Source organism: Salinimonas lutimaris (genome assembly GCF_005222225.1).
Classification (GTDB): domain Bacteria; phylum Pseudomonadota; class Gammaproteobacteria; order Enterobacterales; family Alteromonadaceae; genus Alteromonas; species Alteromonas lutimaris.
Map to the genome: position 1 here is coordinate 3,568,706 of NZ_CP036536.1, position 19,424 is coordinate 3,588,129.

At 43.7% G+C, this 19,424-nt stretch carries 24 protein-coding genes; all 24 read right to left on the reverse strand.

Annotated features, from left to right (window positions below; all coding sequences use genetic code 11):
• Positions 1–23: 23 nt before the first annotated feature.
• The 24 genes from EZV72_RS15750 to EZV72_RS15865 all read right to left on the reverse strand — a co-directional run bounded on the left by EZV72_RS15750 (position 24) and on the right by EZV72_RS15865 (position 19,301).
• The gene (locus tag EZV72_RS15750; RefSeq protein WP_137168120.1) at positions 24–1,247 is read right to left on the reverse strand and encodes a glycosyltransferase family 4 protein; all 1,224 of its coding nucleotides are present in this window, start codon (positions 1,245–1,247) and stop codon (positions 24–26) included.
• On the reverse strand, positions 1,240–2,706 hold the full coding sequence (locus tag EZV72_RS15755; protein WP_137168121.1) for a glycosyltransferase family 2 protein: 1,467 nt from the start codon (positions 2,704–2,706) through the stop codon (positions 1,240–1,242). Before EZV72_RS15755 ends, EZV72_RS15750 begins: the two co-directional genes overlap by 8 nt.
• Before the next feature lie 2 nt (positions 2,707–2,708).
• Complete coding sequence (locus tag EZV72_RS15760) at positions 2,709–3,164, reverse strand: adenylyltransferase/cytidyltransferase family protein (protein WP_137168122.1); 456 nt, start codon at positions 3,162–3,164, stop codon at positions 2,709–2,711.
• Between the two features lie 26 nt (positions 3,165–3,190).
• Positions 3,191–4,273 (reverse strand): hypothetical protein, encoded by a 1,083-nt coding sequence (locus EZV72_RS15765; protein WP_137168123.1) that lies wholly within the window; start codon positions 4,271–4,273, stop codon positions 3,191–3,193.
• Positions 4,263–4,952, reverse strand: a complete 690-nt coding sequence (locus EZV72_RS15770) for an NAD(P)-dependent oxidoreductase (RefSeq protein WP_137168124.1) — start codon at positions 4,950–4,952, stop codon at positions 4,263–4,265. The genes EZV72_RS15765 and EZV72_RS15770 overlap by 11 nt, the downstream gene beginning before the upstream one ends.
• Positions 4,952–8,239 (reverse strand): rhamnosyltransferase WsaF family glycosyltransferase, encoded by a 3,288-nt coding sequence (locus EZV72_RS15775; RefSeq protein ID WP_137168125.1) that lies wholly within the window; start codon positions 8,237–8,239, stop codon positions 4,952–4,954. The genes EZV72_RS15770 and EZV72_RS15775 overlap by 1 nt, the downstream gene beginning before the upstream one ends.
• A gap of 228 nt (positions 8,240–8,467) precedes the next feature.
• Positions 8,468–8,866, reverse strand: coding sequence for a 50S ribosomal protein L17 (gene rplQ, locus EZV72_RS15780; RefSeq protein WP_137168126.1), 399 nt, complete (start codon positions 8,864–8,866; stop codon positions 8,468–8,470).
• Between the two features lie 41 nt (positions 8,867–8,907).
• A complete protein-coding gene (locus EZV72_RS15785) occupies positions 8,908–9,897 on the reverse strand; it encodes a DNA-directed RNA polymerase subunit alpha (RefSeq protein WP_137168127.1) in 990 nt (329 codons plus the stop codon).
• A 19-nt stretch (positions 9,898–9,916) separates the two neighbouring features.
• On the reverse strand, positions 9,917–10,537 hold the full coding sequence (rpsD, locus tag EZV72_RS15790) for a 30S ribosomal protein S4 (protein WP_137168128.1): 621 nt from the start codon (positions 10,535–10,537) through the stop codon (positions 9,917–9,919).
• Positions 10,538–10,561: 24 nt separating this feature from the next.
• Positions 10,562–10,954 carry a 30S ribosomal protein S11 gene (rpsK, locus tag EZV72_RS15795; RefSeq protein WP_137168129.1) on the reverse strand — a complete coding sequence of 131 codons (393 nt, stop codon included), beginning with the start codon at positions 10,952–10,954 and terminating at the stop codon, positions 10,562–10,564.
• Between the two features lie 17 nt (positions 10,955–10,971).
• Positions 10,972–11,328, reverse strand: coding sequence for a 30S ribosomal protein S13 (rpsM, locus tag EZV72_RS15800; protein WP_137168130.1), 357 nt, complete (start codon positions 11,326–11,328; stop codon positions 10,972–10,974).
• Positions 11,329–11,492: 164 nt separating this feature from the next.
• Positions 11,493–11,606 carry a 50S ribosomal protein L36 gene (rpmJ, locus tag EZV72_RS15805; protein WP_013786217.1) on the reverse strand — a complete coding sequence of 38 codons (114 nt, stop codon included), beginning with the start codon at positions 11,604–11,606 and terminating at the stop codon, positions 11,493–11,495.
• 25 nt (positions 11,607–11,631) lie between these two features.
• The gene (secY, locus tag EZV72_RS15810; protein ID WP_137168131.1) at positions 11,632–12,951 is read right to left on the reverse strand and encodes a preprotein translocase subunit SecY; all 1,320 of its coding nucleotides are present in this window, start codon (positions 12,949–12,951) and stop codon (positions 11,632–11,634) included.
• Positions 12,952–12,956: 5 nt separating this feature from the next.
• Positions 12,957–13,391: a 50S ribosomal protein L15 gene (rplO, locus tag EZV72_RS15815; RefSeq protein ID WP_137168132.1), complete on the reverse strand. Its 435-nt coding sequence runs from the start codon at positions 13,389–13,391 to the stop codon at positions 12,957–12,959.
• 3 nt (positions 13,392–13,394) lie between these two features.
• Positions 13,395–13,574, reverse strand: coding sequence for a 50S ribosomal protein L30 (gene rpmD / locus EZV72_RS15820; RefSeq protein WP_012519220.1), 180 nt, complete (start codon positions 13,572–13,574; stop codon positions 13,395–13,397).
• Positions 13,575–13,580: 6 nt separating this feature from the next.
• Positions 13,581–14,081 (reverse strand): 30S ribosomal protein S5, encoded by a 501-nt coding sequence (gene rpsE / locus EZV72_RS15825; RefSeq protein WP_137168133.1) that lies wholly within the window; start codon positions 14,079–14,081, stop codon positions 13,581–13,583.
• 9 nt (positions 14,082–14,090) lie between these two features.
• Entirely contained in the window at positions 14,091–14,444 is a 354-nt protein-coding gene (gene rplR / locus EZV72_RS15830; RefSeq protein ID WP_137168134.1) for a 50S ribosomal protein L18, read from the reverse strand.
• Between the two features lie 12 nt (positions 14,445–14,456).
• Positions 14,457–14,990, reverse strand: a complete 534-nt coding sequence (gene rplF / locus EZV72_RS15835) for a 50S ribosomal protein L6 (protein WP_137168135.1) — start codon at positions 14,988–14,990, stop codon at positions 14,457–14,459.
• A 14-nt stretch (positions 14,991–15,004) separates the two neighbouring features.
• Positions 15,005–15,397 carry a 30S ribosomal protein S8 gene (gene rpsH, locus EZV72_RS15840; RefSeq protein ID WP_137168136.1) on the reverse strand — a complete coding sequence of 131 codons (393 nt, stop codon included), beginning with the start codon at positions 15,395–15,397 and terminating at the stop codon, positions 15,005–15,007.
• 13 nt (positions 15,398–15,410) lie between these two features.
• Positions 15,411–15,716 (reverse strand): 30S ribosomal protein S14, encoded by a 306-nt coding sequence (rpsN, locus tag EZV72_RS15845; RefSeq protein ID WP_137168137.1) that lies wholly within the window; start codon positions 15,714–15,716, stop codon positions 15,411–15,413.
• Between the two features lie 12 nt (positions 15,717–15,728).
• Positions 15,729–16,268 carry a 50S ribosomal protein L5 gene (rplE, locus tag EZV72_RS15850; protein WP_137168138.1) on the reverse strand — a complete coding sequence of 180 codons (540 nt, stop codon included), beginning with the start codon at positions 16,266–16,268 and terminating at the stop codon, positions 15,729–15,731.
• A gap of 16 nt (positions 16,269–16,284) precedes the next feature.
• Entirely contained in the window at positions 16,285–16,599 is a 315-nt protein-coding gene (gene rplX, locus EZV72_RS15855) for a 50S ribosomal protein L24 (RefSeq protein WP_137168139.1), read from the reverse strand.
• Positions 16,600–16,611: 12 nt separating this feature from the next.
• Entirely contained in the window at positions 16,612–16,980 is a 369-nt protein-coding gene (gene rplN, locus EZV72_RS15860; RefSeq protein ID WP_137168140.1) for a 50S ribosomal protein L14, read from the reverse strand.
• A gap of 242 nt (positions 16,981–17,222) precedes the next feature.
• On the reverse strand, positions 17,223–19,301 hold the full coding sequence (locus EZV72_RS15865) for a hybrid sensor histidine kinase/response regulator (protein ID WP_175405143.1): 2,079 nt from the start codon (positions 19,299–19,301) through the stop codon (positions 17,223–17,225).
• Positions 19,302–19,424: the final 123 nt, after the last annotated feature.

Sequence of the window (19,424 nt, forward strand, 5' to 3'; positions counted from 1 at the left end):
TCATAGAAATGTCACAGTGCATATTATTGTGAATACAAAGCCAGATGCTGTGTTACGCACTCAGAAATGGAGACTGTGGGAATAATATTGCCAGAGCACTGTTGTATAACATCAGGTTCAAGGCACTGCTCAATAGTATCAGCCAGATCTGTGGCACTACCGGCTCTGAAGTGTAAACCATTGACCTGATGCTGAACCTTTTCTTTCATGCCGCCTATGTTACTAACAATCAGAGGCACGCCAGCACTGAATGCTTCCTGTATCACCATTGGGGAATTTTCCCACCACACAGAAGGCACAATCGCCCAGTCGGCACCAGCAAGCAAATCAGGCATCTCATGGCTTTCGTACGCGCCGTGAAAACTGACCAGGTGCCGTACTTTTTTGAGCAGTTTTTTTACCTGCTTCTGATAAGAAGAGTCCTGTTTATCAAGATTAGCACCATAAATATCCACTGATACTTTTTTGGCAACACTGTCAGGCAAAATACTCAGCGCTTTAAGCAACACATCGATACCTTTGTACGGGTTAATTTGCCCGAAAAAAGCCAGATGCACTCGCCCGGAACTTTGCTCCGACTTTTGAGCGCATGGTGTGATGGGCTGGCCGTTTTCAATTACGGATATCTGATGGTCCTGCAACCCCCAGTCAACATATCTTTGCTTCAGGAAATGAGACGGAGATACAAAATGGTCAACATTCTGAAACAGCGCTTTTAAATACTTTTCGCGGAAGAAAAAATCGCCGGGCTGCTTTTCAGGAAAGCAACCATGACAATCGCGCGGACTTGCCTTGTAGCATAGCTTTCCATCTGTTTTCACCATCAGCCCTTTGTTATGACAGATAGCCAGAAACTCATGTAAAGTTAGCACCACCTTAGCCTCAGGCAAGGTATGCTTTATTTCCTGTAAAACCTCTATGCCAAACAGAAAGTAATGATGAAGATGCACAACGTCGGGTTTAATCAGTTGCAGAAGATCCCTGAATTCCTGCCAGATATGACGGGTTTTAAGGTTAGAAAATAAAAAGCCATCATCCATGGTGGTATGAAATAATATTTCACGGCTGGTATTGCGTGTTGAAAAAGCCGCTCCGCCATGGGGTGTTTGCGCTGTGCGCGCAACAAAATACACATCCTGACCGGCTCGCTCTAGCTCCTTATACATGTTATACGCCGCGACTTCGGCGCCACCTTTATTAATCTCAGGATGGCCATGAGACATAATAAGAATTCGCTGGTTATGCATTACTTCCTGCCATTTTTTCGATCAGGCTTCGCCACTTGGTCATCTGATAGATACCGTTTGTCAGCGTAAGTTTAAACTTCCACGTACCACTATCAACCAGATCCTGCGATAATCTTTCAAGATGATAAAGCTGGGTGTTTGAGCAATAAATACGATAACCGGCATCCACTACTTTTAAGCACAGATCCGAATCTTCAAAGTCTCCCAGCACGTACATGGGATCCAGTCCCCCCAGCTCTCTGTACAACTTGGTTTGCATCAACATGCAGGCGCCGGTCACGATCTGCGACTCATAAACATCATCAAGCGCTAACAAGTCAATCGGCATGCCTTTATAAGGATGATGATTCATATATATACCCGGAAAATGAGAATCATCACGAAATGTCATTCCGGCGTGCTGGACTGTTTCGTCTTCATAAACCAGCGTAGCCCCCATGATTCCGCAATCATCATGCTGTTTAAATCGTTGCAATAACTCAGCAAGCCAGCCTTTGGATTTTGGCAGAATATCGGAGTTGAGCAAAAGCAACTGCTGTGAACTAGCATATTCCGCGCCCAGATTATTTGCGCCCGCAAAACCACGATTTTGTTCCGATATGACCAGTTTAAAAGGAAACTGAAAAATCTGATGTACACCAAATGCTGTTATGTCTACTTCCCTGGCTAGCCTTGGGTCATCAAGTACATAGATAACCTCAACATCACGCATGAAAGAATCGTTTGAGAATGCTGCTATCTGGTGCTGTATAAAATCATACCGGCCATATAAAGGGATAATGATACTGACAGCGGGTTGCTTCGGCACATTCCCAAAGACCCGTAACGATGCTTCACTAAAGGTGCCAATACGCTCGCGCCAGATTTTATGTACTTCTTTTAGCACATCGTTTTCTACCGCTGCGGCAAAGTTTGGCTGTCCAGTATCAATGCCACTTACCAGGGTTTTAATTTTATGAACTTCAGGGTCTAGCTTGACAACAGAAACAGCACCCACATCAGAAGATTTGGTCAACTCAAACCCCTGGCTTTTTAAAAACTTTGCGCAAATCGCCCTATCCTCGGGAATATGATGGAGCAATTCAGCCGGGCTGGTTAAAGGAGAAGGGCCTAGCTTACTTAACTTACGCTGCTTTTCCATAAAGTGCAGCGACGCAGTTTCCCAGTTAGTTCCGGCAACATTGTCAAACACAGCCAAAAAACCAGAGCAATGCTGGCTACTAACACTGAACCGGTTTGATACATCGCTTCGGGGGAAAAACTGCATTACTGCATCACGCTGGTTTAGCGTCAAATGCTGACCAGCCACAGGCTGAGTGCGATGCAATACCCAGCCGGTAAGCACAGCCTTGTTGCCTTGCACAACAATAAAGTCCGCAGATACAATCAGGTCATCAGTGAGCTTTCTTTTTAGCCCGGGTAAATAGCGGGAAATGAATTTTTTAAGAAACGCTTTCATAATTAAAGCTTACTTACCAGCTCAGTTAAATGAGATGCAACGTTTTTTACTTCGTCAATTTTATCCTGATCAATTTTACGCAACACAGTTTTCAATTCTGTTGTAGACACATTCTGAGTACGTGGCAGGTATAGTACGTTAACAATATCTTCCAGGTCATCAAATTTCCCCGCCCAGTCATCCCCAATGGCGAAGATATCTGCTTTTTCTCGAATAATATCATCGCGCTTCTGCTGCCAGTTATCTTCTGGGAAAACATCGTCAACGTACTGACAAGCCATCAGTATTTCATAACGATCAGCATAAGGAATAATCACTTCCTTGCCTTTTACTTTGTTGAATTCATCGGTAGATAAACCGACTACTAAGCGATCACCGAGTTTTTTGAGGCGACGGAGTAATCTTACATGACCAACATGAAATAGGTCGAAAGTTCCATAAGTAATTATAGTTTTCATTCTGTACAGCCAAAGTTAAAATTCTTTCAAATGCTAAACGGTTTGAAATTATATAAAAATCTCCTATATAATTTATATTCATCGTTTAAACTTTCTTCTTCCAGAAGATTATCTAAAATTTGAATTAAACTATTTTTCGCTTTTATAAATTCAGCCTCGCCTAACAGAGTCATTGCATCCGTAAACTTCAACAATAATTCAGAATCCAACCAGAAAGAAGTCTTTTCACTCTGAATTTCCCCAAAAAATGACTCACCATTTAAATACATATTAGAAAGTAATCGGTTATCTTCTTCAAATAAACTTAAAAATTGTTTTCGCTCGATGAAGTTCATTAAGTCTATATCACCCTTATATCCCAAAATAGGTGTACGTACAAATGATATAAGCTCTGAAGATGGAGATTCGTACATAGAAAGTATTTTATTTCCTAAAATCGCTTGTTGTCTCGATAGACTGCTATTAGCGCTAATGCTTTTTATCTGCACCTCAAATTCTTCGTCAAACATATCTAATGAATTCAGAAAATCCTTCAGTATGTCGCTCTTGAAAAACTGACTTTTTTCATACGGTCTAACTATAACATTATTTTTCCCAAAGATTTTAGACCATAAATCTATTAGGTACGGATAATCGAAAATCTTATCTTGTATGAGCCTTTCTCTAAGAACTTCTAGACTATGATTGAAATTCCCAGATTTAAGTAATTGAAGATACCATGACTCTAGATACCGATCTTGTCTGCGTAAATAAACTATCACCTTGACTTCGGCTAACCCAGAAACAGCTTCAGCAAGTTCTTTGATTTCTTCAAGAGCTAAACCTGGAAAATATTCACTACTAACTATGTATGACGAGTAATCTGATTCAGATAGTTCTTTTTTAAGATCTAATATAGATTGTGAAATATCATCTTGGGTTGATGTATGACCTCTCATAAAGTTTCTACATAGCAAATGATGATTATCATCTATCAAGCCAGACTCCACATACTTCGCATTAAACTTTGACAAATAAGCATGGGAATTATACAAGAAATGCTGAATAGCTGTGGTTGCGGTTTTACCTGTGCCAATATGTAAAATCAGAGACTTTTTTTTAGATTTCATTATACGTATTCAACCTTTCATAGAAATAGTTCCTTCCGAAGTCAGAAAAAATATCTAAGTCATTCAGATAGTCCAGATCAAGATTATACTGCATTCCTTCATTCACTTCATTATAACGAGCTTTCTTAGAGTATATTCTTTCTATATCAGATACTATTTCTTTTATTTCATAACAATAAGGATTAGCAAAATCTAAGATACGGTTGTTAAATTCAGATTCGCAGGAATGAAAGTATTTAGTGAAGGCTACAATATCTTTAACATCTACTAGATATCTTGTAGCTTTAGTTTGGAGGTCAAACATTTCTTCTTTTAGCACTTTCTCAATTAGATAATTTATTAAAGTAGGATGCTTTTTATAACCTGCAAACAATTGTGGAATTCTAAGAATCAAGAATCTTTTTCCACTACTCTTTATTATATACTCCATTGAGAGCTTGTGAGTATAATAATCATTAACCTCTCCCTGGCCAAGGGATAACGCCGCACTACTGAAATAGACAAATAAACTTTCTAAAGGACTTTCTTCCAACGCTTTCAGTAAAAGATTTCTTTCGCGCGAGAACTCTGTTTTATCTTCGCATCTTGAATTAGACACACCACTTGCGAATATAGTTAAGTTATCTATATTACATTTCTTAAATTCTTTTGCTATCTGACCATTACCGTAAATAAGCATCAGAATTTACTCCGCTTATTATTAGTAGAACAAAAGAGAGAAGGAGAACTCTTAGACCCATCTAAATAGCCCTTGTATCTTGCCTCAATAATCTTACATCTTTCGAGAATAATCTCATCGGAGAAACCATTCTCCAGACCGACCTTCTTCGCCTCTTTTTTAAACTCTTTTATAACTTTGTCGACATTTATGTCATCGACTATTTTTTCTTCCCAAAAATAGTTGAAATAGTCTCCGTCGATCAAAGAACGAGCGTAAGTATCTTCTGCAGAGTAATCATGACTATGTTCAACTATTGCTGATGGGCTATATACGATAGCTCCGCCAGAATTAATAATATCGGACGCCCACACTTGGTCTTCACCGTATTTAACTTCACGATAAGGTATATTCTTCCAAGCGGATTTTCTTAAGCAACTGTTATTATCACTATAAAATCGTAAGATACCCATCCAATGCTCATCAGAAATATCATTGGGCTTCTCTGTATGTTTGCTCTTTATCAATGAGTAACAATTTAATCCATCAAAATGATTTTCTATTTCTCGCTTTGTATAAAAGGTGGCGTTTTTGTGGGCAATATGTTTGCCATAGACGCCAGCTGCATCACTATAATGTTCTAAAACAGATACCAAGTTATAAAGCCACATTGAATCTGCAGGTAATGCATCTTGAGTAATGAATGCAACAAATTCTCCCTCAGCGATTTCAACTGCAAAATTTCTTGTAGCACCATGGTTAAAATCTTTTTGCGGTATGACTTTTAAGTTTATTCTTCCATCATTTATATACTTGTCAACAGAACCATCGGTAGAGCTACTATCAATAATCAAAATTTCATACTGCCAAGGAACATGTTGATCTTTAATCCTGTCTATAACTTCGTGTAGCAGACTACCTCCGTTATATGTTGGTATTACAACCGTAGCCTTGCAACTTGTGTTGCCAGGAGTTTCGTTAGCTTCTACAAATCCCTTCTCTTCTAAACGGCTAAGGATACTTTTTTCTACCTTAGTAGCTGCACCATACCAGGAAAACTTTTCTACCCAACTGAGGGCTTTTTTTGCTTGTTGCTCTCGTAAAGTTTTATTAAGCAACAATTCTTCAATCTTGGCTGCAATATCTTGTGGATCGGGGCCTGATAAAGTGACCGTACCTTCTGGATAAGTATATTGTGTACTTTCGCAGTCAAATTCGAGTACAGGAAGACCACTCGCCATCATTTCTTGCGGAACTAATGAGTAATTAGTCATTGAAAATACAACGCCTATAGTTCCAGAATTATAAATTGTTGCTAGCTGTTCAGGTGTTCTACTCTTGTAAACTTCACAACTAAAAGGAAAATCAGAAGGACTTGCTTCTATACCATACATTACGACGTGAAATGAAACGCCTTTACTATATAGCTTGTCTAATGCCAAAAGAGCTAGCTCTACAGCTCTCCTTTCTGTATGGATACGAGCATATAAAACTATTACAGGAGTGTTCGATATTCTTTCAATATCCCGTCTAGGATAGAATATTGTCTGATCAGCCGCTAGCTCAAAAGAAGTAGCCCACCGATTAAATTTACTACTCATCACATGTTCAAGCCAAGAACTGGCACAGATACAGTCAATATTTTTTTTGTAAGTGAGCTTCGCCAACTCACTCATTGCTCCCGTTGGATAAAAAAGAGGTTCATAGTCTTGAACAAAATAGAAGCGGGACTTAAAAGAACGAGCTGCCATTACCGGGTACACTGTATCCCATGACGATGCAATAATAATATCTCCACTCGCTTTTTTTACAAAATATTCATCTACAAATTTCACTTCTGCCTTAAGTGTGTAGTAGTAGCGAACAATATCTTGGTAAGCATCATCTTCAGTTATATGCAACGTGGGATTATAGATCCATATGGTTATAGAATGGCCGAACTTTTCAAAGTACTGTAGCATTCTGAAAATGTTCATGTGCCCGCCACCGCCAACACCAAAGTCAGGTACTACAAAATGTATATTCAGATTTTTCTTATGAAATATTTTTGAGCCAGGCGTTAACTCTGAATCTTTAAAATAACTATAGCCAGAAAGATGATAGGGTAAAACACTACTACGGGTTGTAATGCTTTTTTCTAAACCTGAAATCTCACCTCTAACCTCATAGGCAATGTGATTCTCATTTCTTCCGTAATGAAGATAATAGGAAAGTGGCTCGATAGTCTTATCTTTTAAATATTCTTTTAAATATTTTTGTATATCGAACCTTACTGAAGGGTGATATCCATTCTTGGCCCCTATCTCTATATAATGCAATAAGGGGTTAACCACCTTCTCAGTGTCGAGACTATCCGTTAAATACGTTTTGGAGTACCAAGAAGAATCGAAAAAAGGGTTTGGATTTCTTCCCTCTTTATAGCCATGTAAACAGTAATGTAAAAGAAAATCTTGTCCTTTAAGGTCAGGATACTCCATACCATACCAGCCGAAAAGAAAAAGCTTACTGTCGATTATTCTTTTAACATCATTTCGGCCATAATCCAATCGATTAATTATGATATTATTTGTTTCGCTTATAAAAGTTAATACATCAACGCAATTTTCTTTCAATTTATAGCGTTCAGAAAAATCTTTTATATTTAATTCAAAACTAGGGTGTCGATTTTCATCTTGGCCGAATATCAAGAAATGTAGAAGCGGATTAACATCATAAGGTATCATATTCGTTTGGCGATACCATTTGGTTTTAAAATACCTATGAGGATCTCTATCCTCAAAAGCCCCTGCATGACAAAAGTGCCAAAGAGGATCAATATCAACGTTTTGTAGGTCAGGATACCTTTCTAAATACCAATTTTTATCAAAAGCTTTTGTGCTTTTTAGAAAATTATAGGCCCAGTCTGCTGTTGGCTTGAAAAAATCCTTTACCTGTTTCACGTCTCCAGCGGTCAAAAAATGCTCAAGCGGGTCGACTTCAATATTTAAATTAGCAATTTTTCTATACTCAGAAATATCGAACCAGCCAATAGTTTTATTATTCTGTTTCCACCCTTTAGATAAATAGTGTAAAAGCGGGTTTTCATCATTAGCTAATCTATATTCGTTTGAATACCACTTGCTATCAAAGTACGGATTTGGGTTCCGACCTTCTTTAAAACCAAAGTTCAAATAATGTTCAAAAGGATCAATACCTGCTTGAGCCACATCCCTATTTTGTTCAAGATAAAATTCTTTATTAAATAGAATAGAATTTTTTAACTGTAATAGATCTTTATTACTATCCGATTTACGCTTGAATGTTAACACTATTCAACTCCAGACTTTGAATTTATTAATTTTTGCTAATACAAAGCCTTTGCTTTGTTCGATTTTTTCTACAGCAAAAGTTTATTTACTTGATAAGTCAAAATAATACTATTGTGGAAAATACCATAAGTTAGGAAATCGCTCTATCCTGACATTTCAAGATTTTATAATTTTATTATACAAAAAAACCCCGCCGAAGCGGGGTTTTTTATATAAAGCTTTTAGAGCTTACTCTTCCGTTGCTTCTGCTTCTTCTGCAGCTTCAACTTCAGGGCGGTCTACTAGTTCAACGAATGCCATTGGGGCATTGTCACCAGCACGGAAACCGCATTTAAGAATGCGAGTGTAACCGCCTGGACGGCTCTCATAGCGAGGGCCTAGGTCGTTAAACAGTTTACCTACAACCTCTTTATCACCAGTGCGTGCAAAGGCCAGACGGCGGTTTGCAACACTGTCTTGCTTAGCAAGTGTGATTAGAGGCTCGATTACGCGACGTAATTCTTTCGCTTTGGGTAACGTCGTTTTGATCACTTCGTGCTTGACCAAAGAGCCGGCCATGTTTTTGAACATAGCTTGACGATGGCTGCTGTTGCGATTCAACTGACGACCACTCTTACGATGGCGCATAGTTTTATCCTTCTCTACAAATCAGTTTGATAAAAACCTGATTAATCTTTGTCAGCGATGCTCTCTGGTGGCCAGTTTTCCAGGCGCATGCCCAGAGATAGACCACGAGAGGCTAACACATCTTTGATTTCAGTTAGCGATTTCTTACCAAGGTTAGGTGTCTTAAGTAATTCCACCTCGGTACGCTGAACCAGGTCACCAATGTACTGGATAGCTTCCGCCTTCAAACAGTTTGCAGAACGTACTGTCAGCTCTAAGTCATCTACAGGGCGAAGTAGAATCGGATCGAACTCCGGCTTCTCTTCTTTCTGTACTGGCTCAGAAACATCACGCAGGTCAACAAAGGCATCTAGCTGCTCAGCAAGGATTGTTGCTGAACGGCGGATCGCTTCTTCAGGATCCAAAGTGCCGTTGGTTTCCATATCGATGATTAACTTGTCTAAGTCTGTGCGTTGTTCAACACGAGCAGACTCAACAGTGTATGCAATACGTTCAACCGGGCTGAATGAAGCATCTACTAACAAACGACCAATTGGACGATCATCATCTTCTGAGGAGCGACGGGTAGAAGCTGGAATATATCCGCGACCCATTTCTACTTTGATGCGCAAGCTGATTTCAGCTTCGCCAGTCAATGTACAAATAACGTGGTCAGGGTTCACAATTTCTACATCACCATCATGCTGAATATCACCAGCAACAACAGGGCCAGCGCCAGACTTCACTATAGTTAGCGTAGCTTCGTCTTTGTTTTCAAGACGAACCGCTAAACCTTTCAGATTCAGTAGAATTTCGATTACGTCTTCTTGTACACCTTCTTTGGTGCTGTACTCGTGTAATACGCCGTCAATTTCTACTTCAGTAACCGCGCATCCTGGCATGGATGACAGCAGGATACGACGCAGGGCGTTACCCAGAGTATGGCCGAAGCCACGCTCCAGCGGTTCCAAAGTTACTTTGGCACGAGTAGGAGAAACGTTCTCGATCTCAACTAATCTCGGTTTTAGGAATTCAGTCACAGAACCCACAATGCTTCCTCTTTAGTTAGCTTTACTTAGAGTAAAGTTCGACGATCAACTGTTCGTTAATTTCCGCAGACAGATCAGTTCTTTCTGGAACGCGCTTGAAAGTGCCTTCCATTTTGCTGCTGTCTACTTCAATCCAGGTTGGCTTCTCACGTTGGTCAGCCAGTTCTAAAGCAGCAACGATACGCGCTTGCTTTTTAGCTTTTTCACGAACAGAAACCACGTCTTCGGCAGAAACGTTAAAAGATGGAATATTCACACAACGGCCATTTACCATGATCGCTTTGTGGCTAACCAGCTGACGAGCTTCTGCACGCGTGCTGGCGAATCCCATCCGGTATACTACGTTATCAAGACGCTGTTCTAAAAGTTGCAGCAGGTTTTCACCTGTGTTGCCTTTCAGACGTGCAGCTTCTTTGTAGTAGTTGCGGAATTGTTTTTCCAGAACGCCGTACATACGACGAACTTTTTGCTTTTCACGCAGCTGAACACCGTAGTCAGACAGACGGCCACGACGGGCACCGTGCTGACCAGGCGCTGTATCGATTTTACACTTAGAATCGATTGCGCGAACGCCGCTTTTCAGGAACAGATCGGTTCCTTCGCGACGGCTAAGTTTGAGTTTTGGACCCAAATATCTTGCCATGTTCTTTCTCCAACTGTCCGTCGATTAAACGCGACGTTTTTTCGGTGGACGACAACCGTTGTGAGGAATAGGAGTCACATCGGTAATGTTTGTGATCTTATAACCAGTTGCGTTAAGTGCACGAATCGCAGACTCACGGCCTGGACCTGGACCTTTAACGAAAACTTCTAGGTTTTTCAGACCGTATTCTTGTGCGGCAACGCCGGCACGTTCAGCAGCAACCTGTGCAGCGAAAGGCGTAGATTTACGTGAACCACGGAAACCTGAACCACCAGACGTTGCCCATGCTAGTGCATTACCAGAACGGTCTGTGATAGTCACAATAGTGTTGTTGAAAGACGCATGGATATGGGCCATACCGTCTGCAACCTGACGTTTAGCGCGTTTACGCGTTGTACGAGTTGGTTGTTTAGCCATAACTTATACTCCCCCGCTTACTTCTTGATTGGCTTACGAGGACCTTTACGGGTACGCGCATTAGTTTTAGTGCGCTGACCACGTAGAGGCAAGCTACGACGGTGGCGGATGCCACGGAAGCAACCCAGGTCCATCAGACGTTTGATGCTCATGGAAATTTCACGGCGAAGATCACCTTCTACAGTGAACTTGCCCACTTCTTCACGTAGCTTCTCTACAGTCGCTTCGTCAAGATCTTTGATTTTTGTTGATTCTGCAACACCAGCGTTAGCACAAATCGCTTTAGCACGAGTTGAGCCTACACCGTAAATCGCTTGAAGCGCGATTACAGTGTGCTTGTGTTCAGGAATGTTAATGCCAGCGATACGGGCCATTAACAGCACTCCTCTATTTAATTATGGTCGACAGCCTAAAAAGCCCGATAGGATACTTACCCGTCGACTAAATTGCAACCTAAGGTTCATCATACCGTAACAGACTAAGCTGAACCTGTAAGGTTCAGCTTACATCTATCGATAATCTGTACCGCGTATTTAGATTAACCTTGCCTTTGCTTATGCTTTGGCTCTGTACAAATCACACGCACAACGCCGTTGCGCTTGATGACTTTACAGTTACGGCAAATCTTCTTTACTGATGCACGAACTTTCATTACATCACTCCGTAGTGCACTAATCTTAGCGGCCGTAGCCTTTCAGATTAGCTTTCTTCAGAACAGACTCATACTGACTAGACATCAGATGTGTCTGTACCTGCGCCATAAAGTCCATGATAACTACCACGATAATTAACAGTGACGTACCACCGAAGTAGAACGGCACGTTCCAGGCAATTAGCATGAATTCAGGCACCAAACAAATAAAGGTTATGTAAAGTGCGCCAGCCAGTGTCAGGCGAGTCATTACTTTATCGATATAACGTGATGTCTGCTCTCCCGGACGGATACCAGGAATAAATGCACCAGACTTCTTCAGGTTATCTGCTGTATCGCGAGGGTTAAATACCAGCGCGGTATAGAAGAAACAGAAGAATATAATCGCTGTTGCATAAAGCATCACGTACAGCGGCTGACCCGGAGATAGCATTAATGCTACATCCTGCAACCATGCTGTTGATTCATTCTGACCAAACCATCCTGCGATAGTTCCTGGAAACAGAATGATGCTGGAAGCAAAGATTGGTGGGATAACCCCAGCCATGTTTACCTTCAGTGGTAAATGTGTGCTTTGCGCAGCATACACCTTACGGCCCTGCTGACGCTTTGCGTAGTTTACCACAATCCGGCGTTGTGCACGTTCAACGAACACCACCAGATAAATCAGGCCAATAACAATGGCGCCAATCAGTAGCAGGAACAACAGGTTAATGTCGCCCTGTCTTGCTTGTTCCGCAGTCTGACCTATCGCTGTTGGCAGACCGGCAACAATACCAGCAAATATCAATATTGAGATACCGTTACCGATACCCCGTTCAGTAATCTGCTCACCCAGCCACATCAGGAACATAGTTCCTGTGACCAAGCTGACTACCGCTGTAAAGTAGAATCCGAAGCCAGGACTTATCACCAATCCATTAATCAGGTTAGGCAGATTCGTCGCAATTCCAATTGATTGGAATGTAGCCAGTACCAGCGTTAAATAACGCGTGTACTGACTAATTTTACGACGGCCTGCCTCACCTTCTTTTTTAAGCTCCATCATCGGTGGATGAACCACCGTGAGCAACTGCATGATAATGGACGCAGTAATGTATGGCATAATGCCCAAAGCCAGAACGGATGCACGCTCAAGAGCACCACCAGAGAACATGTTAAACATTTCTACGATGGTACCTTTTTGCTGCTCGAATAAGTCGGCAAGAACCGCAGGATCGATACCCGGGATAGGCACATATGAGCCCAACCGGAATACTACGATCGCGCCGAGCACGAACAACAATCTCGCCTTAAGCTCACTAAGGCCGCTTTTAGCGCCCGAATCCAATCCTGGTTTAGCCATCTAGCTTATTCCTCTACTTTACCGCCGGCAGCTTCAATCGCTTCGCGAGCGCCTTTTGTCACCTTTAACCCGCTAACCGTTACAGCGCGTGATACTTCACCACTTTTAACGACTTTAACAAACTGGATGTGCTTTTTCACAATACCAGCTGCTTTAAGCGTCTCAAGAGAAGCTGTATCACCATCAACCTTCGCGATTTCGTTCAGTGTAACTTGGTCTGTGACGAAGCCAACACGTGATTTGAAACCAAACTTAGGCAGACGGCGCTGAATTGGCATCTGACCACCTTCAAATCCTGGCTTCACAGAACCGCCTGAACGGCTTTTCTGACCCTTGTGACCGCGGCCACCAGTTTTACCAAGACCTGAGCCGATACCACGGCCAAGGCGTTTACCAGATTGCTTCGCACCAGGTGCAGGAGAAATTTCATTCAAACGCATGTCTTACTCCTCGACGATTTCAACCATGTAATGTACACGGTTGATCATGCCACGGACAGCTGGGGTATCTTCCAACTCGCGAACATGGTTGATTTTACGCAGACCAAGGCCTTTCAGCGTCGCTTTGTGCTTTGGCAGACGGCCAATTGCACTTTTCGTTTGCTTAACTTTAATCGTTGCCATGTTTGCTTACCCCAAAATCTCTTCTACTGACAACCCACGCTTGGCAGCAACACCAGCAGGAGAATTCATCTCTGTTAGTGCATTGATCGTTGCGCGAACAACGTTCATTGGGTTAGTCGAGCCGTAACATTTTGAAAGTACGTTTTGTACACCAGCTACTTCAAGTACTGCACGCATCGCACCGCCGGCAATGATACCGGTACCTTCTGATGCAGGCTGCATGTAAACTTTAGAGCCAGAGTGACGACCTTTAATTGGGTGCTGCAGTGTGTGGCCTTTCAGGTCAACCGTAACCATGTTACGACGAGCCTTTTCCATTGCCTTCTGGATAGCGGCTGGCACTTCACGTGCTTTACCGTAACCGAAGCCAACGCGACCGTTGCCATCACCAACTACAGTCAATGCAGTGAAACTGAAGATACGACCACCTTTAACCACTTTAGAAACGCGGTTAACAGCGATCAATTTTTCCAGCATATCACCGTTTTGAACTTCTTGTTTAGCCATTATAAACTCCTAGAACTGAAGGCCAGCTTCGCGAGCTGCATCAGCTAATGCTTTAACACGACCGTGATAACGGAAACCGCTGCGATCAAAAGCAACATCTTTGATGCCTTTTTCGATTGCGCGCTCTGCGATTAACTTACCAACCACTGCCGCTGCTTCAGCATTGCCTGTTGATTTAAGATCTTTAACAAGATCTTTTTCAACGGTAGAAGCCGCCGCCAATACTTCAGAACCGCAAGGAGCGATTAGCTGAGCATAAATATGGCGAGGTGTACGGTTTACAACCAAGCGATGCGCGGCCAGTTCACGAATTTTTGCGCGTGCGCGAGTTGCGCGACGCAAGCGAGCTGCTTTCTTATCCATCGTATCACCCACCTACTTTTTCTTAGCTTCTTTACGACGTACATGTTCGTCTGCATAACGAACACCTTTACCTTTATAAGGCTCAGGTGGACGGTACGCGCGAATGTTCGCCGCAACCTGTCCTACCACCTGCTTATCGGCGCCTTTGACGACGATTTCAGTTTGGCTAGGAGTTTCAACCGTAATGCCTTCAGGCATTTCGTAAACAACAGGGTGTGAGAAACCTAGCGTCAGGTTCAGTTTGGTACCTTGTGCTTGTGCACGGTAACCAACACCGTTTAACTGAAGCTTCTTCTCAAAACCTTCTGTAACACCATGAATCATCATGTTCAGAAGTGCACGTACAGTACCTGCTTGTGCCCATGCGTTAGCAAAACCTTCGCGAGGAAGTGCTTTCAGCTGGTTTTCTTCCTGAACAACTTCTACCGCTTCATTGAAGTGGCGAGTCAGGGTGCCATTTTTACCTTTAACAGTAACGTCTTGGCCGGCGATAGTAATTTCTACGCCAGATACAACGTCTACCGGGGCTTTTGCTACTCGTGACATTTCAACTCCTCCGATTACGCTACATAACCGATGATCTCACCGCCCATGCCAGCTTTACGCGCTGCACGGTCAGTCATCACACCTTTAGAAGTTGACACGATAGCTACGCCTAGACCACCAAGTACTTTAGGCAGCTCATCTTTTTTCTTATAGATGCGCAGGCCTGGGCGGCTAACACGTTCGATAGTGTCAATTACTTGCTTGCCTTCGAAGTATTTAAGTTCTACTTCCAAAACAGGCTTAACGTCACCAGATACAGCGAAGTCTGTGATATAACCTTCAGCTTTCAGAACGCCACAAATTGCAGCGCGCAGCTTAGAAGAAGGCATAGCGACAGAAACTTTCTGTGCCATCTGGCCGTTACGGATGCGGGTAAACATATCCGCGATAGGATCTTGCATGCTCATTATCAGCTACTCCTTACCAGCTGGCTTTTTTCAAGCCAGGGACTTCACCGCGCATTGCTGCTTCACGCAGCTTGATACGGCTAAGACCAAATTTGCGTAGGTAACCATGTGGACGGCCAGTAATACGGCAGCGGTTTTGCTGACGAGACTTACTGCTGTCACGTGGTAGTTGTTGTAGCTTCAGAACAGCGTCCCAACGCTCTTCTTCAGAAGCGTTAACATCGCTGATAATCGCTTTAAGTGCGGCGCGCTTTTCAGCGTACTTAGCAACAAGCTTTGCACGCTTGACTTCGCGAGCCTTCATTGATTCTTTTGCCATAACCCTACACCCCTATTTTTTGAATGGGAAGTTAAACGCGTCCAGCAGAGCACGTGCTTCTTCATTTGATTCCGCTGAGGTAGTGATAGTGATATCCATACCGCGGACCTGGTCAACTTTATCAAAGTCGATTTCAGGGAAAATGATTTGCTCACGCACGCCCATGCTGTAGTTACCACGTCCGTCGAATGATTTTGGATTCAAACCACGGAAGTCGCGGATACGCGGGATTGCAATGGAGATAAAACGCTCCAGAAATTCCCACATACGTTCACCGCGCAGGGTTACTTTACAGCCAATCGGATAACCTTCACGGATTTTGAAACCCGCTACTGATTTACGTGCAACTGTGACAATCGGCTTCTGACCGGCGATAGCCGCCATGTCAGCTTGAGCATTCTCAAGGATCTTCTTGTCAGCAATTGCTTCACCCAGACCCATGTTCAGGGTGATTTTTTCAATCCGAGGGACTTGCATGACGCTTTTGTACCCGAACTGCTTCGCAAGTTCAGCTACTACTGTTTCTTTATAGAAATCATGCAGTTTCGCCATCGTACTCTCCAATTAATTAAACAAGTTCGCCGTTAGACTTGAAGAAACGTACTTTCTTCTCGTCTTCGAAACGGAAACCAACGCGATCTGCTTTGCCCGTTGCCGGGTTAACAATCGCTACATTAGAAACGTGAATAGATGCTTCCTTCTCAATGATACCGCCAGGCTCGCCCGCGTGCGGGTTAGGCTTCTGGTGTTTCTTGACAAGGTTTACACCTTCTACAACTACGCGGTCTTCAGACACTAGTACTTTCAGGACTTTGCCCTGCTTACCTTTGTCTTTGCCCGCTAATACGACTACTTCATCATCACGACGAATTTTATTAGCCATTATCGTGACTCCTTATAGTACCTCTGGGGCCAGTGAGATGATCTTCATGAAGTTTTCACTTCTCAGCTCACGTGTAACCGGTCCAAAGATACGCGTACCAATTGGTTGCTTGTTGGCATTCAACAAAACAGCCGCGTTATTATCGAAACGGATGGAAGAACCATCTGCACGACGAACGCCTTTTCTAGTACGCACCACCACTGCGTTCAGTACGTCACCTTTTTTAACTTTACCGCGAGGAATTGCTTCCTTAACAGTAACTTTGATGATGTCACCGATACCTGCATAACGGCGATGCGAGCCACCCAGAACCTTAATACACTGAACCCTGCGAGCGCCGCTGTTATCTGCAACGTCCAGGTTAGTTTGCATTTGGATCATGTTAGTGCTCCGCTAATGATTAAGACTCTCCCGAGTCGTTTACGCTGTTAAAAACATCAATTATTGATGAATTTATATACATACCCCCATAAAAAGGGCGCGAAATAATAACAGAATAATTTAGGTTACGATAGGCTAAATTTGAATTATTTTTAGGCGATGCGGCCAACTACATATTTGGCCGCGCCCATATGGGGTACGCGGGGAATTATAACAAAAACAACGGCTGTGTCTAAATTTGTTTAAATTAAATACCGCCGGATGCACTTACCCAGCTGCTCAATGCTGACCGGTTTGGTCAGATAATCGTTCATGCCAGCCAGCACGCACTTCTCCCGTTCACCGGCAAGCGCATTGGCGGTCAGAGCAATAATGGGAATCAGCGCACCGGTTTCACCTAGTTTACGAATGGCAGCGGTGGCCTCGTAGCCATCCATGATGGGCATCTGGCAGTCCATAAATATCAAATCGTAGCCTTTTTCCCAGGTGGCACTGCGCACCACCTGTTCCACCGCTTCGCTGCCGTTATTAACCAGCTCAGGTTCAATACCCAGCTCACGCAGCTGCTCGGTGATGACAATCTGGTTTATCTCGTTATCTTCTACCACCAGTACTCGCTTGTTCTGCACCAGATGGGGGGCCCACAATACCGCAGGCTCGCTTTCCTCGGCATCGCTGTAGTGCTCGGCGTCGGCCTGTTGCAGTTTAACCGTTACGATAAAACTGGCGCCCTCGCCCGGGGTGCTTTTTACCTTGACCCCGCCTTCCATCAGCTCCGCTATTTGCGACACAATAGACAGGCCCAGCCCGGTACCGCCAAACTGACGGGTGGTAGCACTGTCGCCCTGCTGGAAAGGAGAAAATATAGCGGCCTGATGCTCCGGTTCAATGCCCATTCCGGTGTCTTCCACCGTCAGCTGGAGCAAATAAGAGCCACCACCGCGCTCCAGCAGTCGGGTGCGCACCTTCACGTAGCCTTCGCGGGTAAATTTAAGGGCGTTGTTAGTCAGGTTGGTCAGTATCTGGCGCAGGCGTACCGGATCAGCGTAAAAGGTTTTGTTATCGGTTTCGCTGATGTCGGTCAGCAGTTCGATGTTTTTTTCCACCGCCAGATAGGCGAATACTTTTTGCTGTTCACGAATCAATGTACTGATATTGACCGGCAGCATCTCAAGCTGCATCTGCCCGGAATCGATTTTGGAAAAATCCAGAATATCGTTAATCAGGTTCAGTAAGTTGTCGGCACTGTGGGCGGCAATATCACGAAATTCAGCTTGCTTGTCAGTCAGCGTAGTTTTACCCAGCGCTGCCAGCATGCCAATAACGCCATTAATAGGAGTACGAATTTCATGACTCATATTGGCCAGAAACAGACTGCGCGACTGCAAGGCTTTTTCGGCTTCCTGCTTTTTCTTTTTCAGTTCGCGTGACGCCAGTACCCGGCTGGTCACATCCTGGCTGGCCCCAATCACCTTAAACGGCTGGCCATTTTTAAACATGACCTTACACTGGGCTTCAATCCAGAATGGCCGGCCGGTAAAAGACAATACTTCTATTTCTTCTCGAATGCCCTCACCTTCCCGGTTAAGCATGGCATCAAAGCGTTCCCTGATCAGCGCTTTTTGCTGCGGGTCGGCAATAAAGGCCCAGGCTTGTTCGGTACTCACCTCATAATTATCAGGTAACTCGTACATTTGACGCAGTGGCTCAGACCAGTAAGTCTGGTCCGTCTGAATATCGTATTCCCAGGAGCCAACCCCGGCCAGCGTTGCCATCTGGTCAAACAGCTGGCTTTGATGGGCCAGTTGCTGCTGTTGCAGTTTCAGGCCGTCCATAAACTGACGGCGGTTAAACTCCGCGCTGATCCACTCGGCCATGAGTATCATGATATTATGAGCATCGCTATCAAACGGGGCATTGCCGGCGCGGGCAGAGAAAAAACAGACGGTGCCATATTTGCGCCCATCTACATATAAAGGAATACCGATATAACGCTCACAGCCCATATCCGCAAATTTGGGCGGCATGACGCAGGCACTGGATACGCCATCAGATGATACCGCAGGATAGGCAATCACCTCTTCCCCGGCGTAGGTTTCCATGCACAGCGCATCAGATAATGGCATGGATAAGCCGGCATAAACCCGCGCATCTTCGCTGTGGGCGACCTCCACTTCGTACGTGGCGTCACTCACCCCACCCACCGCGCCTACTTCCATTTGATAAGCTTCACAGCCAATTTGCAGTAGCCGGGTTATCTTTTGTTCAAACGGTAATAGCGGGTCTGATGATACTGCGCTTAATTCCCTGAGGATCTGCATGGTGCCTCTGTGCATCACCCGTAACACTGCTGTGCTATCGGCTGGTTTGTCTGGTTAAGTAACTATAGGAAATAACACCTAAAAACAAAAATAAAGTTGTTTTTAACACCGTGTTTTATCTGC

Excerpts from the sequence above, each read along its gene's own strand:
- EZV72_RS15770 (WP_137168124.1), bottom strand. The coding sequence starts at position 4,952 with ATGCTTATTTACGGTAATGGTCAGATAGCAAAAGAATTTAAGAAATGT.
- rpmD (WP_012519220.1), bottom strand. The coding sequence starts at position 13,574 with ATGGCAACGATTAAAGTTAAGCAAACGAAAAGTGCAATTGGCCGTCTG.
- EZV72_RS15750 (WP_137168120.1), bottom strand. The coding sequence starts at position 1,247 with ATGCATAACCAGCGAATTCTTATTATGTCTCATGGCCATCCTGAGATT.
- EZV72_RS15760 (WP_137168122.1), bottom strand. The coding sequence starts at position 3,164 with ATGAAAACTATAATTACTTATGGAACTTTCGACCTATTTCATGTTGGT.
- EZV72_RS15865 (WP_175405143.1), bottom strand. The coding sequence starts at position 19,301 with ATGCAGATCCTCAGGGAATTAAGCGCAGTATCATCAGACCCGCTATTA.
- rpsH (WP_137168136.1), bottom strand. The coding sequence starts at position 15,397 with ATGAGCATGCAAGATCCTATCGCGGATATGTTTACCCGCATCCGTAAC.
- rpsE (WP_137168133.1), bottom strand. The coding sequence starts at position 14,081 with ATGGCTAAACAAGAAGTTCAAAACGGTGATATGCTGGAAAAATTGATC.
- rplO (WP_137168132.1), bottom strand. The coding sequence starts at position 13,391 with ATGCGTTTGAATGAAATTTCTCCTGCACCTGGTGCGAAGCAATCTGGT.
- rplE (WP_137168138.1), bottom strand. The coding sequence starts at position 16,268 with ATGGCGAAACTGCATGATTTCTATAAAGAAACAGTAGTAGCTGAACTT.
- rplN (WP_137168140.1), bottom strand. The coding sequence starts at position 16,980 with ATGATCCAAATGCAAACTAACCTGGACGTTGCAGATAACAGCGGCGCT.
- rpmJ (WP_013786217.1), bottom strand. The coding sequence starts at position 11,606 with ATGAAAGTTCGTGCATCAGTAAAGAAGATTTGCCGTAACTGTAAAGTC.
- rpsN (WP_137168137.1), bottom strand. The coding sequence starts at position 15,716 with ATGGCAAAAGAATCAATGAAGGCTCGCGAAGTCAAGCGTGCAAAGCTT.
- secY (WP_137168131.1), bottom strand. The coding sequence starts at position 12,951 with ATGGCTAAACCAGGATTGGATTCGGGCGCTAAAAGCGGCCTTAGTGAG.
- rpsM (WP_137168130.1), bottom strand. The coding sequence starts at position 11,328 with ATGGCCCGTATCGCTGGCATTAACATTCCTGAACACAAGCACACTGTA.
- rplQ (WP_137168126.1), bottom strand. The coding sequence starts at position 8,866 with ATGCGCCATCGTAAGAGTGGTCGTCAGTTGAATCGCAACAGCAGCCAT.
- rpsD (WP_137168128.1), bottom strand. The coding sequence starts at position 10,537 with ATGGCAAGATATTTGGGTCCAAAACTCAAACTTAGCCGTCGCGAAGGA.
- rplR (WP_137168134.1), bottom strand. The coding sequence starts at position 14,444 with ATGGATAAGAAAGCAGCTCGCTTGCGTCGCGCAACTCGCGCACGCGCA.
- rplF (WP_137168135.1), bottom strand. The coding sequence starts at position 14,990 with ATGTCACGAGTAGCAAAAGCCCCGGTAGACGTTGTATCTGGCGTAGAA.
- rplX (WP_137168139.1), bottom strand. The coding sequence starts at position 16,599 with ATGGCTAATAAAATTCGTCGTGATGATGAAGTAGTCGTATTAGCGGGC.
- rpsK (WP_137168129.1), bottom strand. The coding sequence starts at position 10,954 with ATGGCTAAACAACCAACTCGTACAACGCGTAAACGCGCTAAACGTCAG.
- EZV72_RS15755 (WP_137168121.1), bottom strand. The coding sequence starts at position 2,706 with ATGAAAGCGTTTCTTAAAAAATTCATTTCCCGCTATTTACCCGGGCTA.
- EZV72_RS15765 (WP_137168123.1), bottom strand. The coding sequence starts at position 4,273 with ATGAAATCTAAAAAAAAGTCTCTGATTTTACATATTGGCACAGGTAAA.